At 70.6% G+C, this 16,360-nt stretch carries 15 protein-coding genes; 8 read left to right on the top strand and 7 right to left on the bottom strand.

Annotation, left to right across the window (positions count from 1 at the left end; translation table 11 throughout):
• The gene (locus ACFPCV_RS08300) at positions 1–2,523 is read left to right on the top strand and encodes a glycosyltransferase (RefSeq protein ID WP_378055455.1); all 2,523 of its coding nucleotides are present in this window, start codon (positions 1–3) and stop codon (positions 2,521–2,523) included.
• Positions 2,516–3,607 (top strand): glycosyltransferase family 4 protein, encoded by a 1,092-nt coding sequence (locus ACFPCV_RS08295; RefSeq protein WP_378055454.1) that lies wholly within the window; start codon positions 2,516–2,518, stop codon positions 3,605–3,607. The genes ACFPCV_RS08300 and ACFPCV_RS08295 overlap by 8 nt, the downstream gene beginning before the upstream one ends.
• Positions 3,608–3,636: 29 nt before the next feature.
• Here the strand turns inward: ACFPCV_RS08295 and rfbD are convergent, their stop codons facing one another.
• Positions 3,637–4,533, bottom strand: a complete 897-nt coding sequence (gene rfbD, locus ACFPCV_RS08290; RefSeq protein WP_378055453.1) for a dTDP-4-dehydrorhamnose reductase — start codon at positions 4,531–4,533, stop codon at positions 3,637–3,639.
• A complete protein-coding gene (gene rfbB / locus ACFPCV_RS08285) occupies positions 4,533–5,525 on the bottom strand; it encodes a dTDP-glucose 4,6-dehydratase (protein WP_378055452.1) in 993 nt (330 codons plus the stop codon). The genes rfbD and rfbB overlap by 1 nt, the downstream gene beginning before the upstream one ends.
• A gap of 135 nt (positions 5,526–5,660) precedes the next feature.
• Here rfbB and ACFPCV_RS08280 point away from each other — a divergent pair, with 135 nt between their 5' ends.
• The 6 genes from ACFPCV_RS08280 (at position 5,661) to ACFPCV_RS08255 (ending at position 10,833) form a co-directional block, all read left to right on the top strand.
• Positions 5,661–7,202, top strand: a complete 1,542-nt coding sequence (locus tag ACFPCV_RS08280) for an LCP family protein (RefSeq protein WP_378055451.1) — start codon at positions 5,661–5,663, stop codon at positions 7,200–7,202.
• A gap of 89 nt (positions 7,203–7,291) precedes the next feature.
• Entirely contained in the window at positions 7,292–8,599 is a 1,308-nt protein-coding gene (locus ACFPCV_RS08275; RefSeq protein WP_378055450.1) for an LCP family protein, read from the top strand.
• 10 nt (positions 8,600–8,609) lie between these two features.
• Positions 8,610–9,296 (top strand): TIGR03089 family protein, encoded by a 687-nt coding sequence (locus ACFPCV_RS08270; RefSeq protein ID WP_378055449.1) that lies wholly within the window; start codon positions 8,610–8,612, stop codon positions 9,294–9,296.
• Positions 9,293–9,886: a hypothetical protein gene (locus tag ACFPCV_RS08265; RefSeq protein WP_378055448.1), complete on the top strand. Its 594-nt coding sequence runs from the start codon at positions 9,293–9,295 to the stop codon at positions 9,884–9,886. The genes ACFPCV_RS08270 and ACFPCV_RS08265 overlap by 4 nt, the downstream gene beginning before the upstream one ends.
• A gap of 152 nt (positions 9,887–10,038) precedes the next feature.
• Positions 10,039–10,308 (top strand): BrnT family toxin, encoded by a 270-nt coding sequence (locus ACFPCV_RS08260; protein ID WP_378055447.1) that lies wholly within the window; start codon positions 10,039–10,041, stop codon positions 10,306–10,308.
• Between the two features lie 30 nt (positions 10,309–10,338).
• The gene (locus ACFPCV_RS08255; protein ID WP_378055446.1) at positions 10,339–10,833 is read left to right on the top strand and encodes a hypothetical protein; all 495 of its coding nucleotides are present in this window, start codon (positions 10,339–10,341) and stop codon (positions 10,831–10,833) included.
• A gap of 133 nt (positions 10,834–10,966) precedes the next feature.
• Here ACFPCV_RS08255 and ACFPCV_RS08250 read toward each other — a convergent pair whose 3' ends face one another.
• The 5 genes from ACFPCV_RS08250 to ACFPCV_RS08230 form a co-directional block, all read right to left on the bottom strand.
• On the bottom strand, positions 10,967–12,112 hold the full coding sequence (locus ACFPCV_RS08250; RefSeq protein WP_378055445.1) for an acyl-CoA dehydrogenase family protein: 1,146 nt from the start codon (positions 12,110–12,112) through the stop codon (positions 10,967–10,969).
• A 36-nt stretch (positions 12,113–12,148) separates the two neighbouring features.
• Complete coding sequence (purE, locus tag ACFPCV_RS08245) at positions 12,149–12,676, bottom strand: 5-(carboxyamino)imidazole ribonucleotide mutase (RefSeq protein WP_378055444.1); 528 nt, start codon at positions 12,674–12,676, stop codon at positions 12,149–12,151.
• On the bottom strand, positions 12,666–13,856 hold the full coding sequence (locus ACFPCV_RS08240) for a 5-(carboxyamino)imidazole ribonucleotide synthase (protein ID WP_378055443.1): 1,191 nt from the start codon (positions 13,854–13,856) through the stop codon (positions 12,666–12,668). Before ACFPCV_RS08240 ends, purE begins: the two co-directional genes overlap by 11 nt.
• A gap of 10 nt (positions 13,857–13,866) precedes the next feature.
• Positions 13,867–15,135 (bottom strand): glycosyltransferase 87 family protein, encoded by a 1,269-nt coding sequence (locus ACFPCV_RS08235; protein ID WP_378055442.1) that lies wholly within the window; start codon positions 15,133–15,135, stop codon positions 13,867–13,869.
• Positions 15,136–15,457: 322 nt separating this feature from the next.
• A complete protein-coding gene (locus ACFPCV_RS08230; protein WP_378055441.1) occupies positions 15,458–16,294 on the bottom strand; it encodes a GGDEF domain-containing protein in 837 nt (278 codons plus the stop codon).
• Positions 16,295–16,360 lie beyond the last annotated feature (66 nt).

Raw genomic sequence — 16,360 nt, 5'->3', positions numbered from 1 at the left:
GTGCCCGATCCGGCGCGACGACCCGTCGTCTCGGTCATCGTCGTGAACTACCGCGGCGCGCAGGACACGATCACCTGCCTGCGCGCGCTGCGCGCGGACCTGGACTACCCCGCCGAGCGGCTGCAGATCGTCTGCGTGGACAACGCGTCCGGCGACGGCAGCGCGGAGCGGATCAGACAACAGGTGCCCGGTGTCGATGTCGTCGAGGCCGGTGCCAACCTCGGCTTCGCGGGTGGCTGCAACCTCGGCGCACGGCACGCGACCGGCACGGTCCTCGCGTTCCTGAACAACGACGCCCGCCCGCACCGCGACTGGGTGTCCGCCGCCGTCGACGTGCTGAAGGCCGAGCCGACCGTCGCCGTCGTCGCCAGCAAGGTCCTCGACTGGGACGGCGAGCACATCGACTTCGTCGACGCCGGGCTGACCTGGTTCGGCATGGGCTACAAGCGGCACGCGGGTCAGCCGGACGACGGCAGCCACGACGTCGCCAGGGACGTCCTGTTCGCGACCGGCTCCGCGATGCTCGTGCGGGCCGAGGTGTACCGGCGGCTCGGCGGCTTCGACGAGCGGTTCTTCATGTTCTACGAGGACGTCGACTTCGGCTGGCGGCTGAACCTGCGTGGCTGGCGGGTGCGCTATGAGCCCCGCTCGCTCACCTACCACCGCCACCACGCCTCGATCTCGAAGGTGGACTCGCAGGACAACGCGCGGGAGCTGTACCTGCTGGAGCGCAACGCGCTCGCGGCCCTGTACAAGAACGTCTCCGACGCCACGCTCGCGAAGGCACTGCCCGCGGCGCTCGCGCTCACGGTCCGCCGCGCGACCGCCCGCGGCGAGGTGGACCCGGCCCAGCTCGAGATCGGCGGGCCCGACAGTGGCGACCGGGAGGGCAGGTCGACCGTCGAGATCCCCCGCACGACGCTCGCCGGGCTCCTCGCGATCGACCAGTTCGTCGAGCTGCTGCCCTCCCTCGCGGCGTCCCGGCAGGCCGAGCAGGCGGCGCGGGTGCGCTCCGACGCGGACCTGATCCCGTTGATGCGCAAGGCGATGGAGCCCGCGTACCCGCTGCCGCGCTACCTCGCCGCGCACGACGTGCTCGTCGACGTGTTCGGGCTGGAGGAGGCGTTCGGCGCGCGCAGGAAGGTTCTCGTCCTCACCGGCGACGCGCTCACCGAGCGCATGGCGGGCCCGGCGATCCGCGCGTGGAACATGGCCGACGTGCTCGCCGCGGAACACGAGGTCCGCCTGGTCACGGTCAACCCGCTGTGCTCGCCGCCGGACGCGCCGTTCGCGGTGGCGCAGGCGCGGCAACGAGACCTGAGCCCGCACGTGGCGTGGGCGGACATCGTGGTGCTGCAGGGGCACGCGCTGGAGATGGTGCCGGAGCTGAAGAAGGCGGCGTCCACCAAGGTCGTGGTCTGCGACATGTACGACCCCATGCACCTCGAACTGCTGGAACAGGGCAAGGACGACACCGACGAACAGCGCGAGCTGGACCTGATCGGCGTCACGAACGTGCTGAACGCGCAACTGGCGCGCGGCGACTTCTTCCTGTGCGCCTCCGAGCGGCAGCGGCACTTCTGGCTCGGTCACCTGACCGCGCTGGGCAGGCTCACCCCGTCGCTGTACGACAGCGACCCGACGGTCCGGTCACTGCTGGCGGTGGCGCCGTTCGGGCTGCCGGGCAAGCCGCCGCAGCGCACCGCGGCACCGATCCGCGGCAGTCTCACCGGCGAGACCGACAAGGTGATCATCTGGGCGGGCGGGGTGTACAGCTGGTTCGACCCGCTGACGCTGCTGCACGCCGTGGACCGGTTGTCGCGGCGGCGTTCCGACGTGCGGCTGCTGTTCCTCGGCATGAAGCACCCGAACCCCGAGGTGCCGGTGATGGACATCGGTGCCAGGACGCGGGCGCTGGCCGCGCGCCTTGACCTGACCGACCGGCACGTGTTCTTCAACGAGAAGTGGGTGCCCTACGCGGAACGGCAGAACTGGCTGCTGGACGCGGACTGCGGGGTCACGACGCACTACGAGCACGTGGAGACGACGTTCGCGTTCCGCACGCGGGTCCTCGACTACCTGTGGACCGGCCTGCCGATCGTGACCACGGACGGCGACGCGTTCGCCGACCTGGTCCGCACCGAGGACCTCGGCGTTGTGGTGCCGGCCGAGGACCCGGACGCGCTGGCCGACGCGCTCGAGAAAGTGCTGTACGACACCGAGTTCGCCGCGGCGGCCCGCGAGCGGATCGCGGTGGTGCGGGAACGGTTCACGTGGGAGACGGCGCTGGCGCCGCTGGTGTCGTTCTGCCGCAACCCGTCCCCGGCCGCCGACCGGCTGCCCGGCAGCGGCCCGCTGGTGCGCAACAAGCCGCTCGGGATCGGCGGCGCGCTGCGCCGCGACCTGGACCTGGTGCGGTCCTACCTGGACAACGGCGGTCCGGCCGAGCTGACCAGACGCGCGGCGGGCCGGGTGCGGCGGCTGGCCGCGGAGCGCATGCGGAAGGGCCGCGACGATGGCTAGGACGGTGGCCGGCCGGACGCGGGTGCTGCTCGACGGCACCCCCCTTCTCGGTTCCCGGACCGGCATCGGCAGGTACACCGCCGCGCTCGCCGAGGAGCTCGCCTCGATGTCCGATGTGGACATGCGGGCGGTGGCGTTCACGTTGCGGGGCTGGCGCAAGCTGCGCAAGGTCCTCCCGCACGGCACCCGTTCGCGCGGCATGCCGGTGTCGGCGCGGCTGCTGCGCCGCTCCTGGCTGCGGGCCCCGTTCCCGCCGATCGAGCTGTTCGCCGGGCTCACCGACGTGGTGCACGGCACCAACTTCGTGTTGCCGCCCGCGCTGCGGGCCGCCGGGGTGCTGACCATCCACGACCTCGCGTTCCTCGACTTCCCCGGCGACCTGCCGCCATCGGACGAGCAGTTGCCGGAGCTGGTCGCGCGGTCGGCACAGCGCGCGGACGTCGTGTGCACGCCGACGCGGGCGGTCGCGGACGCCGTGGTCGAGCGGCTCGGTCTCGCCGAGGACAAGGTGGTGGTGACCCCGCTCGGCATCGACCTCGCGTGGTTCACGGCCCGCCCGCCGAGCGAGGCGTTGCGGCGGCGGATCGGGCTGCCGAAGGAGTACCTGCTGTTCGTCGGCGCCGCAGGCCCGCGCAAGGCCCTGGACTGGCTGCGCAAGGCGCACGAGAACACCCCCGGCCTGCCGCCGCTGGTGCTCGCGGGGCCGGGCCACGCCCGCGGCGACGACACCGTGCAGTCCATCGGCTATCTGTCCGATGTGGACCTGCGGAGCGTGGTGGCCGGGGCGGCCACGCTGGTACTGCCGTCCCGGGACGAGGGTTTCGGGTTGCCCGTGCTGGAGGCGCTGGCGTGCGACGTGCCGGTCGTGTGTTCCGACGTGCCCGCGCTGCGCGAGGTGACGGGCGGGCACGCGACGCTCGTCCCGTTCGGCGACGTGGAGGCGATGGGCGCCGCGCTGACCGGTGCGCTGGCGGAACCGCCGTCCCCGGCGACGCTGGCCGCGCACCGCACCCACGCGGCCGGCTTCACGTGGCGGCGCACCGCGGAACTGACGGTGGCGGCGTACCGCAAGGCCATCGGCTAGCCAACGACGCGGCAGCGAGGGGCCCGCCCCTACGGGTTGCGGAAGTGGTCGCCGTGCTCGGAGAACGCCGTGGCCAGCGCTTCGCGCCACGGACGCATCGGGGTCAGGCCCGCCGCGCGCCACGAACGGTCCGACAGCACCGAGTACGCGGGCCGCCGCGCGGGCCGGGGGAACTCGTCGGTCGTGCAGGGCCGCACGCGGGCCGGGTCGAGTCCCAGCTCCTCGAACACGGCGCGGGCGAAACCGCACCACGTGGTCTCGCCGCCGCCGGTGCAGTGCAGCAACCCCGGCGCGGGCGCTTTGCCAGTCACCACGAGGGAAGCCAGCTCCAGCAGACCTTCGGCCAGGTCCCCGGTCCACGTCGGGCAGCCACGCTGGTCGTCCACAACGGACAGTGTGTCGCGGGTGGCGGCCAGCTTGGCCATCGTCTTGACGAAGTTGCCCCCGTACGCGCCGTACACCCACGCGGTCCGCACCACCCACGCCAGCGCACCGGACCCGAGCACGGCCTCCTCACCGGCCGCTTTCGTCGCCCCGTAAGCGGACTGGGGGCCGACGGGGTCCGTCGTCTCGTACGGCCGGTCGCCGTCGCCGGGGAAGACGTAGTCGGTCGACACGTGGATCAGCGGCACGTTCGTCGCGGCGCACGCCGCGGCCAGCAGCCGGGGGCCGTCGCCGTTCACGGCGAACGCGCGGGTCGCGTCCTCCTCGGCCGCGTCGACCGCGTTGTAGGCGGCGGCGTTCACCACCACCGGGGACAGCCCGTCGGCGGCGGCCGACGACACCAGCGTCTTCACCGCCTCGATGACCGCGCCCGCGTTCGTGACGTCCAGGTCCGAGGAGCCGGGCGCGCGCACCACCGCCGCGCGCGCCGCCAGCTCCCGGCCCAGCTGACCGTGCCCACCGGGCACCAGTAGCGACAGCATCAGTTGGCTGACAGCTTCGCGCGGTCGCGCAACGGCTCCCACCACGAGCGGTTGTCCCGGTACCACTGGATGGTCGTCGCGAGGCCCTGCTCGAAGGACACCAGCGGCCGGTAGCCCAGCTCGTCGGCGATCTTCGTGATGTCCACGGAGTAGCGGCGGTCGTGGGCCTTGCGGTCCTCGACCGGCTCGACCATCTCGTCGCCGACACCGAACGCGGCCAGCAGCCGCTCGGTCAGCTCCAGGTTCGTCAGCTCGGTGCCGCCGCCGATGTTGTAGACCTCGCCCGGCCGTCCGTTGTCGGCGACCAGCTGGATGCCGTGGCAGTGGTCGTCGACGTGCAGCCAGTCGCGCACGTTGAGCCCGTCGCCGTACAGCGGGACCTTCTTGCCGTCCAGCAGGTTCGTGACGAACAGCGGGACGACCTTCTCGGGGAACTGGTACGGCCCGTAGTTGTTGGAGCAGCGCGTGACGCACACCGGCAGCCCGTGCGTGCGGTGGAACGACCGCGCCAGCAGGTCGGAGGACGCCTTCGACGCCGAGTACGGCGAGTTCGGCTCCAGCGGGTGGGTCTCCGGCCACGAACCGTGCTCGATCGACCCGTACACCTCGTCGGTGGAGACGTGCACGAACTTCTCGACGCCCGCGTCGAGAGCCGCCTGCAACAGGTTCAGCGTGCCGAGCACGTTCGTCGTCACGAAGTCGGCCGCACCGAGGATCGACCGGTCCACATGCGACTCGGCGGCGAAGTGCACGACCAGGTCGACGCCGGCCATGACCTGCGCGACGGCGGCGGCGTCACAGATGTCGCCGCGCACGAAGCGCAGGCCGGGGTGGTCCTTCACCGGCGCGAGGTTCGCCTCGTTGCCCGCGTAGGTGAGCTTGTCGAACACGACGATCTCGGCATCGGACAGTGAGCCGTACGCCCCACCGAGCGCGTTGCGGACGTAGTGCGATCCGATGAACCCGGCACCGCCGGTGACCAGCGCTCGCATGAAGCTCCATTCCTCACGGGGAAGTAAACCCCGGACGGACACTATTGCGTCCTAATCGATAGCAAGACCCCGTCCGGAGAGGTCACGGGTCGGTATCCTAACGGGCAGGTTCGCCGGGGGTGGGGAGGAGCGTGCGTGAACAGGCGTGCGCAAGGCCGTTCTGGCTGGCAGAAGGCCGGTCTGGCGACCGGCCGGTCGCTTGTCGCGCTCGTTTCGGCGGCAGTTCTGGCCACCATGGGTTACGGCTGGTGGGCGTTCGGTGACGTCGACGAGGACACCGTCACCACCGACGTCATCGCCCAGGACATCCAGGACCAACGCGTTCCCCTCGATGGCGCGGTCGACCTGCTGCTGGTCGGCATCGACAGCCGCGTCGACGCCTACGGCAACCCGCTGCCGCGCGAGGTGCTCAGGATGCTCAACGCGGGCGAAAGCGACGGGGAACGCAACACCGACACCATGATCCTCGTCCACATCCCGGTGGACGGCACCCGCGCGGTCGCCATCTCCTTCCCGCGCGACTCGTGGGTGGAGCTCGCGGGCGGCTTCGGCAGCCACCGCCTCAACTCCGCGTTCGCGTACGCGTACAACAACGCCCGCGAGGAGCACGCGGACACCGCACCCGACGAGAAGACGCTCGACGAGCTGGCGAAGCTGGCGGGCAGGAAGAACCTGATCGCCACCATCCAGAACCTGGTCGGCGGCTCGCTCACCATCGACCGCTACGCCGAGGTCAACCTGTTGTCGTTCTTCGAGGTCACCAACGCCATCGGCGGTGTCGAGGTGTGCTTGAAGGAGCCGGTGGACGAACCGCTGTCCGGCGCGCGCTTCCCGGCGGGCAAGCAGACGGTGACCGGTGCGCAGGCACTCGCGTTCGTGCGCCAGCGGCACGAACTCCCGGGCGGCGACCTGGACCGGATCGTGCGGCAGCAGGTCTTCCTCGGCGCGCTCGCCGACAAGGTGCTGTCCGCGGACATGCTGACCAGCCCGTCGAAGGCGCAGCAGCTGGTCGGCGCCGTGCAGCGGTCGGTGATCCTGTCCGAGGGCTGGCAGCTGTCGCGGTTCGCCTCGCAGATGTCCGGCCTGTCCACATCGGGCATCGACTTCTACACGATCCCCACGCTCGGTGACGCGAACATCGGCGGCGCGGACGTGCTGCGGGTCGACCCCGCGCAGGTCGCGTCGTTCGTGTCGGCACTGGTCACCGACGATCAGGGCACGCGGGAACCCTCGTCGGGCTCGCCGGTACCCGGTGAGACCCCGGTCACCACCGCGCCGGGGGGTGAGCGGCCCGCGCTCGGCCTGGTCACCGTGGACGTGCTCAACGGCTCCAACACCGAGCGGCTGGCCTCGTCGGTGCGGCAGGCGCTGACGGACAAGGGGTTCCAGGGCGGCGAGGTCGGCGACGCGCCGGTGCAGGCGGCGTCGGTCATCAGGCACGCGCCGGGAGAGCGCAACCTCGCCGAGTACGCGGCGGGCGAGCTGGGCGGGCAGTTCTCGTTCCTGGCGGACAGCTCGCTCACGGCGAACGAGCTGACGGTCGTGCTCGGCACCGACTACCAGCCCGCGGGCACCGCCAACGGCCTGCGCACGCAGCCGTCCTCGCCCTCGGCACCGCCGTCCTCGGACCGGCCCGCACCGCAGATCAACGCGGGCAGCGAGAACTGTGTGAACTGACGAACACCTCTTCCACGCGGCTTGATCAGGGCCTGATCGGTCGGTGGCAGCGGTTAGCCTTGAGGTGGCCGCGGAGGGGGAGGTGACCGATGGCCGGTGAGTACGAGGCGCCCGAGGGGGACGCGGACGAGCCGACGACGTACGCGGCGGCGGTGGGGAGGGTGACTGTGCCGTCGGACGAACCGGACGAGCCCGAGGATGAAACCGTCGACGAGCCGGCCGCCAGGGTGCCGGGGCGGCGGACGTCGGGGCTGCTGATCACGGGCCGGGTGGTCATGGGCCTGATGTCGGCGGTGACGCTGGTGGCCATGTCGTTCGTGTGGCTGCGCGTGGACTCCCTCGACGACAGCAAGAACACCACCGACGCGATCTCGGCCGCGCAACAGGGCGCGGGGCCCGGTGCGGCCGAGGAGGACGACGGCGCCAACGACATCCTGATCGTCGGCAACGACAGCCGCACCGACATGCAGGGCCGCCCGCTGTCGGCGGAACTGCTGCGCGAGCTGCGCACCGAGGCGACCGAGACGTTGAACACCGACACGCTGATCCTGCTGCGGATTCCGCGCGACGGCAGCCGCGGCTCGGCCATCTCCATCCCGCGCGACACCTCGGTGCTGGTGCCGAACCTCGGCCGTGAGGAGAAGATCAACGGTGCGTTCGGCATCACCAAGGCCGAGGTGATGGAGAAGCTGGTCGGTGCGGGTGAGAAGGACCGCGCCAAGATCAACCGCGAGTCCGACGACGCGGGCCGTGCCGCGCTGATCCAGGCGGTGCAGGTGCTGACCGGCGTACGCGTCGACCACTACACCGAGGTGAGCCTGTACGGCTTCTACCTGTTGACCGAGGTCATCGACGGTGTGGACGTGTGCCTCAACCACGCCACGAGCGACCCCGACTCGGGCGCGTCGTTCGCGAAGGGCCCGCAGACGGTGCGCGGCGGTGACGCGGTCGCGTTCGTCCGGCAGCGCAAGAACCTGCCACGCGGCGACCTCGACCGCATCGTGCGGCAGCAGACGTTCCTGTCCTCGGCGATGCGGAAGGTGCTCTCCGGCGGGTTGCTGGCGGACAACGCGAAGCTGAACGCGCTCGAGGACGCGGTGTCGAAGACCGTGGTGATGGACGACGGGTTGCACTTCCTTGAGCTGGTGGGCCAGGCGCAGGCGCTCGCGTCCGGCAACGTGCAGTTCGTGACGATCCCGGTCGAGGCCGTCGGCGCCCGCAACGACCGGGGGCAGAGCATCATCGTGGTCGACCTGCCGAAGGTGCACGCGTTCGTCGCGGACCTGCTGACCCCGCAGGCACCGCGACCAGCGGGAAGGGTGGCACCGTCCGGGTTCGGGCTTACCGCGCCCGCTGCCGCGAAAGCCGCGCAACCGGCGGTGCCGTGCGTGGACTAGCGTGCTTCCCGTGAGCCTCACGGACCGCCTCCTGCGCGGCGCGCCAGCCCAGCCGTTGATCACGCACTACGACGACGCGGAGGACACCCGCGTCGAGCTGTCGGTCGCCACGATGCGCAACTGGGCGGCGAAGACCGCGAACTGGCTGGTGGACGAGCTCGACGTCGAACCTGGCGACCGGGTGTCGGTGCTGCTGCCCGCGCACTGGCAGACGGCGGCGGTGTTCCTCGGCGCGTGGTGGTGCGGCGCCGAGGTGGTCACGACCGGAGCGGCGAAGGTCGCGTTCGTGCCCCCTGGCGCCACGGCCCCGACCGCGGGCGTGACGGCGGTGGCCTCCCTCGACCCGATGGGCCGCGACCTGCGCGGCGACGTCCCGGCCGGGTCCCTCGACTACGTCGGCGACGCCCGCCTGTTCGGCGACGACTTCCTCGCGGCCACCGAGGTTCCCGGTGACACCCCGTGCTTCCTCGGCGCCAGCGTGGACGAGGTGCTGACGAAGGCGTTGTCCCACGCGGAAACCCTGGGCATCACCGCGTCGTCCCGTGTCCTTTCCACTTTGGACTGGCCGGCGTCCGCGATGGAGGGCCTGGTGACCGTGCTCGCCGCCGGCGCCAGCCTCGTGCAGGTGTCGAACGCGGACGCCGAGAAACTGCGCAAGCACGCGGAGACAGAGCGCACCACCGTCGTGCTGTCGTGAGTTTCGCCGTGGACGCGCGAAAAGCGCGGAACGCGGACCTGCCCTACGGCCGCCGGATGGCGGGGCTGCACTCGTGCGTGCAGCGTTACCACCCACTGGGCTTCATGGCGACGCTGAGTTTCCTGGAACTGCAGGCGGGCCCGTACCGGGCGGACGCTGCGGCGCTGCTGCGCGCACTCGACTGCCTGACGGAAAGCCGCGAACTGTGGAAGAACGCGGTCGACTCCTACGCCAGGACCCGCCGCGAAGCCAAGTCGCGCGGCCAGCGCACCCCACGCCCACAGGACCCGAACCCGAGCCACGCCCCGGACCAGTGGTACGGCGCGGCCCGCCGGGCCGCCCACCACGCACTGTCCTTCCGCCAGTCCCACGACCTGCTCCCACCCCCGTCCGACGACGTGGCGACGGACGTACTGGCCCTGGTCCGGGCGACACTGGCCGACCCCCGGCTCACCGACGACCAGCGCTCACTACTGGCCGACCTGACCGCCGAACTACGCCGCCGCATCCGCACGACCCGCGGCATCCCCCTGAAGCAGTCGACGGAACTCCACCGCCTCACCCACTTCATCACCCTGGCCACGACCTGAGCCAGGTCGCGGCCATCGCGACGACGAAGGCCCCCGCGGCGGAGACCGTGTTCACGCTCCTCAGCGCCGAGTGCCTACCCCTGGGAGCTTCCCCCTGAGCTGCGACGACGCATCACGATGACACACGCAATGCGTTGCAATACACTCATGAGGTGCGGGAGATCTACTGGACCGACGAGGCCGAGACCCACATCTGGTCTCGCCACCAGGTAACCCCGCACGAAGTAGAACAGATCGTGTACACACCACAACGACTGGTGACGAAGGGCCGCGATGAGACGACCTACATCCTTGGGCAAACCGACGACGGCCGACTCCTGCTGGTAGTCCTCGGAGAGGCGCTTGCCGGCGGCTTCTACGTCGTGACAGCTCGACCAATGAATGAAAAGGAACGTAAAGCCTATCGAAAGAACGCACGATAGGGGACGCCCACACACCGGAGGGCCGAACAAATGAGTGACAGAATTCAGCAGATTCGCGATTACGTCGACAACCACGACCTGAGCGATGAGATCGAAAAGGGGCACTGGGAGACGGACGTAGTGGATGATCCTATGATCACCACATCCCTTCGGCTGCCAAAATCACTGCTGGACTGGGTACGCAACCAGGCAGCAGAACAGCACGTGAAGCCGACCGCGTGGATTCGGGACCTTCTTGAACAACAGCGGGCAGGGCGACCAGACCTGGAGCATCGAGTCAGCTCGCTGGAAGCGATACTGGCTTCGGTGATGGCCGCTGCGCAACGCCCTGAACGGGACACCACCACTCACGGCACGCGAGCGTCTGCGGTGGCCGGCGCCAGAAAGACCGCGAAAGTACGCACTCGTTCCAGGATTGCGCAAACCAACATAAACACGACTCGTTCCGAGGTCGAGAAAGGCGCTCAGGAGAACCTTAAGACGCTACGTAGACTCGCAGCAGCCCACGATGCGAAGAAGAAGTAGTCACGGTCCGAACTTGGAAGCGATGCCACGCAGGTTCTTCCGCCATCTCGAAGACACTCGATGAGGAATGACGACCTGGAGGCGGCCTGGCCATGAAATGACCGGCGGCCGCCGCCCTGCCGCAATCGCTGGTCTAGCCCTTCAGCAGGGCGCGGGCCATGACCATGCGCTGGATCTGGTTCGTGCCCTCGTAGATCTGGGTGATCTTGGCGTCGCGCATCATGCGTTCCACCGGGAAGTCCTTCGTGTAGCCCGCGCCGCCGAACAGCTGGACCGCGTCGGTCGTGACCTCCATCGCGATGTCCGACGCGTAGGTCTTCGCCGCCGAGGCCATGAAGCCCGCGCGCTTGTCGCCGCGTTCGGTGGCCGCCGCCGACGCGTACACCAGGTGCCTGGCCGCCTCGATCTTCATGCCCATGTCGGCCAGCATGAACTGGACGCCCTGGAAGTCGGCGATGCTCTGGCCGAACTGCTTGCGGTCCTTGACGTACGCGAGCGACGCGTCCAGCGCGCCCTGTGCGATCCCCAGCGCCTGCGCGCCGATCGTCGGCCTCGTGTGGTCGAGGGTGCGCAGCGCGGTCTTCAGGCCCGTGCCCGGGTCGCCGATGATGCGGTCCTCGGGGATCTCGCAGTTCTCGAAGTAGATCTCGCGCGTCGGGCTGCCCTTGATCCCGAGCTTGCGCTCCTTCGGGCCCACCGAGAAACCGGGGTCGTCCTTGTGCACCACGAACGCGGAAATGCCGTTGGCCTTCTTGGGTGCGTTGGGGTCGGTCACCGCCATGACCGTGTACCACGACGACTCGCCCGCGTTGGTGATCCACGCCTTCGTGCCGTTCAGCACCCACTTGCCGCCGTCGAGCACCGCGCGGCAACGCATCGACGCGGTGTCCGAGCCCGCCTCGCGTTCCGACAGCGCGTACGACGCCGACGCCTCACCCGCCGCGATGGAGGGCAGCACCAGCTTCTTCACGTCCGCCGAGCCGGACAGGATGATCGGCTGCGTGCCGAGCTTGTTGACCGCCGGGATCAGCGACGCCGACGCGTCGACCCGTGCGACCTCCTCGATCACGATGCACGCCGCGACCGCGTCGGCGCCCTGGCCGTCGTAGTCCTCCGGGATGTGCACCGCCTGGAAACCGGCCTTCACCAGCGCGTCGCGGGCCTCCGCCGGGTAGCGCTCCTGCTCGTCGACCTCCGCGGCGTGCGGCGCGATCTCCTTCTCCGCGAGCGCGCGCACAGCCTCCCGCAGCGCCTCGTGCTCCTCGCTCAGCTCGTACACCGCGCACCTCCTGACGTGGAATCCACCGACCCGATGTTAGCGGGCGTTAGCGTCGCCGGGACTGTCGAGCCCGTCACGCAGGCGCGCGTCCTTGTCCAGCACGAGCTGTTCGAGATCGGCGGCGAACCGGGCGAGCCGGTCGCGCAGCTTCTCGTCGGCCACCGCCAGCATGCGCACGGCCAGCAGACCCGCGTTGCGCGCACCGCCGACGGACACCGTCGCCACCGGGATGCCCGCGGGCATCTGCACGATCGACAGCAGCGAGTCCATCCCGTCCAGGTACTTGAGCGGCACCGGCACACCGACGACCGGCAGCGTCGTCGCCGACGCCACCATGCCCGGCAGGTGCGCGGCCCCGCCGGCCCCCGCGATGATCACCTTGAGGCCCCGGTCGGCGGCGGTCTGCGCGTAGTCGAGCATCCGCCGCGGCGTGCGGTGCGCGGAGACCACGCTGACCTCGTAGGGCACCTCGAACTCGGCGAGCGCGTCGGCCGCGGCCTTCATCACCGGCCAGTCCGAGTCGCTCCCCATGATCACGCCAACGAGCGGCACGTCAACTCCCATGAATGTCATACCCGTCAAGCCATTGCGCGTGCGAGAGCCAGTGCGCGGCGAGCTTGGCCCGCTCCCGCACGTCCGCCATCGACGCCCCCAGCATCGTCACGTGGCCGATCTTGCGGCCGGGCCGTTCCTGTTTGCCGTAGTAGTGCACGTGCGCGTCCCGGAACCGGGCGAGCAGGTGGTGCAGCCGCTCGTCTGGGCTCATCGCGGGCGCGTCGGGGGCGCCGAGCACGTTCGCCATGACCACGGCGGGCGCCATGACGTCGGTCGCGCCGAGCGGGTAGTCGAGGACCGCGCGCAGGTGCTGCTCGAACTGCGAGGTCCGCGCGCCCTCGATGGTCCAGTGGCCCGAGTTGTGCGGTCGCATGGCCAGTTCGTTGATCACGAGCCCGTCTGCGGTGTCGAACAGCTCGACCGCCAGCAGGCCGACGACCCCCAGTTCGGCCGCGATCCGCAGCGCCAGGTCCTGCGCGGCCTCGGTGCCGGCCTCGGACAGGTCCGGCGCGGGCGCGAGCACCTCGACGCAGATGCCGTTGGACTGCACGGTCTCCACGACCGGCCACACCCCGCCCTGCCCGAACGGCGATCGCGCGACCAGCGCCGCCAGCTCGCGGCGCATCGCGACCCGCTCCTCGACGAGCAGCGGCGTGCCCCACTCGAGCAGCCTCGGCACCAGGTCACCGGCGCTGTCCGGGCCGTTCAGCATCCACACGCCGCGGCCGTCGTAGCCGCCGCGCGCCGCCTTCAGCACGCACGGCCAGCCGTGCTCCCCGGCGAACCCCACCACGTCGTCGACGCTCTCCACCTGCGCGAACGGCGGGACCGGGAGGCCGAGCGCGGCGAGCTTGTTCCGCATGACGAGCTTGTCCTGCGCGTGGAGCAGCGCGTCCGGGCCGGGCCGGACGTGGACGCCCTGGTCGGCGAGCGCCCTGAGGTGTTCGCCGGGGACGTGCTCGTGGTCGAACGTGAGCACGTCGCAGCTCTTCGCGAACGCGGTGAGCGCGTCGAGGTCGGTGTGCGAGCCGAGCGTGATGTTCGGCGACACCAGCGCGGCCGGGTCGTCGGGTGACACGGCGAGCACGTGCAGGGATTGGCCGAGCGCGATCGCCGCCTGGTGGGTCATGCGTGCGAGCTGCCCACCTCCCACCATGCCGACGATCGGCAAGCCGGTACGAGTGTCCACGCTGGTCAATCTAGCCGCGCCGGTTCCTGGCCAGCACCAGGACGCCCGCCACGAGCGGGACCAGCAGGTAGGCGCTGCCGAGGACCACCTCGGGCGGGGTCCACTCCAGCTCGGGTTTCTCGCCGGCGGGGCGGTTCGGGTCGGAGGTGCGCATGATGAGCAACACACAGCTCGCGAACACGAGCACGACCGCGCCGGCGCCGGAGAGCGCCTTCGCGCGGGCCCAGCCGCGGGGCAGCCGGTCGGGCAGGCGGGACAGCAGGTAGACGAGCAGCGGCACCACCCACACCCAGTGGTGGGACCAGCTGACCGGGCTGAACAGCAGACCGAAGAACGCGGTGACCAGCAGTGCCTGCAGCGGCTGGCCCGCGCGGTGGAAGCGGCGCGCGATGACGAACGCGGGGATCGCGAGCACCGCGCCGATGGCGAACGCGATCTCGTTCGACCACGGCGACAGGTCGGTGAGGCGCTGCACGAGACCGTTGAGGCCCTGGTTGCCCGCCCAGAACGTGGGGCCGGTGCGCTCGGGGTCGGTGACGGTCAGGAACGTGCGGAAGTCGTGCGGGATGATCGCGAAGATCACCAGCTGCAGCAACGCGAACGTGACGACCGCGCGCACGGCGTCCATGCGGCGGCCGGTGAACCACAGGTGCGGCACGAAGACCAGCGGCGTGAGCTTCACCGCGGCCGCGACCCCGACGAGCACGCCGCCGAAGTGCCGGGACCGGCCGAGCACGAGGACGTCGACGACCACGAGCCCCATCAGGATCAGGTTGATCTGACCGAGGAACAGCGTGCGCCAGACGGGTTCGAGGCCGAGTGCGAGGACGGTGACGACGATCGTGGTCTGCGCGGGGCGCAGCCAGGCCGGGCGGGTCGGGACGTTCTGGATGGTGACGCGGACGACCAGTGCGAGCGCGAGGACCGACAGCGCGCCGAGGATGCCCCAGGACACCTGCGTCGGGAACAGCGCGAGCGGCACGAACAGCAGCGTGCTGGTCGGCGGGTAGGTGAACGGCAGGCGCGCCCACGGCGGTTCCGCGGACAGGAACATGTTGTCGTACAACGGTTCCCCGGTCAGCAACGCGACCGCCCCGGACCGGTACACGGCGCTGTCGACCCCGAGCCGCCAGTCGATCAGCCAGCTGACGATCCCGGCCGCGAGCACGACGGCGGGCACGGCGAAGAGCGCGACGACCAACCGTGGCCGCGCGAACAACCGCCGCAGCGATTCCCCGACCCAGCCCTGACCCGAGGCAACAGGAACATCCACCCGCACCCGAAGAGCAAACCACGCCCGCTTCCCCACAAACTCCCCCACCCAGCCCCGCGAGTCCCCCGTTCAGGACTCGCGAGTCCCCGTTTCAGAACCCGCGAGTCCCCCGTTCAGGACTCGCGAGTCCCCCGTTCAGAACCGCTGAGTTGACCGTTCAGAACGGCGAGACCGTGGTTCGCAGCGCGGGAACAACCGTCCCGAAACAGGAACTCGCGGGTCCTGAAACGGGGACTCGCGGGTCCTGAAACGGGGACTCGCGGGTTCCGAAACGGGGACTCGCGGGTTCTGGAGCGGGGACTCGCGGGGTGGGGGGTGGGGTGTGGGGTTAGGCGCGGCTGATTGTTTGTAGCAGGGTTTGGGCGGTCTGGGGGGTGGGTGGGAGGCGTTCCAGGCGGACGGTTGGGCGGTCGGTGGACTTCAGTTGCGGGTCCACGGCCAGGCGTTCGGTGATCAGCCAGCCCGCGCTCAGTGCGCGGTCGGCGAAGTCGTGGTCGCGTTCGGCCAGTACCGCGGCCACCGACGGGCCGAGCAGCGCGATGCTCTCGCCGCCGTCGAAGATCTCCCGCAGTGCGTCCGCCACCAGGACCATCGCCATCAGGCGGGCCCAGCCCGTCACCGCGGACAGGTCCAGCGTCACCACGAGCAGCGCGTGGGTCTCCGCCGCGGGCACCCCGAGCCGCACCGCCTGCCGGTACACCTCGCCGAGCCGGGTCCGCAGGTACGCGATCGTCGTCAGGTTGGTCAGGTTCTCCGTCGTCTCCGCGTTGCGCAGCTCGCAGAACGACGCCTCCGCCCACGCGAGCGCCGCCGTCCGCACCAGCCGCGTCGGCGCGGCGTCGGGGTCGGTGGCGATGAGCCCGTCGCGGACCTCGGCATTGGTCAGGACCGCGTGCAGCGCGGCCAGGTCGGTCAGTGTCTCGTCCAGTCCGGCCCCGGCCTCGGCGCGTGCCCGGCCCAGTCCGGCCAGCGCCGTCGACAGGTCCCCCCTGCGCACCGCGGTCAGGCAGACCTCGTCCACCTCCGGCACTCCCCAGTCGCTGGGGAACCGCCACCCCGCCGCGATGCTCGCCGTGCGCCACCGTGCGCGGAGGACGCGAAGGTCGTGACCAGTACCCTCCGCATCGCCACGATGTGAGCGCGGGTCGGCCTCACGTACTGTCACTGTCGCTCTTCCCTCCGCCGTGCCCGTCGGATGAGAAACGTCGGCGGGTGAGGACCGTGACGCCGT

This window comes from Actinophytocola glycyrrhizae (assembly GCF_042653545.1).
Lineage (GTDB): Bacteria > Actinomycetota > Actinomycetes > Mycobacteriales > Pseudonocardiaceae > Actinophytocola > Actinophytocola glycyrrhizae.
Note: the sequence above shows the minus strand (reverse complement) of the source record. Positions and strands in the feature narration are given on the sequence as shown.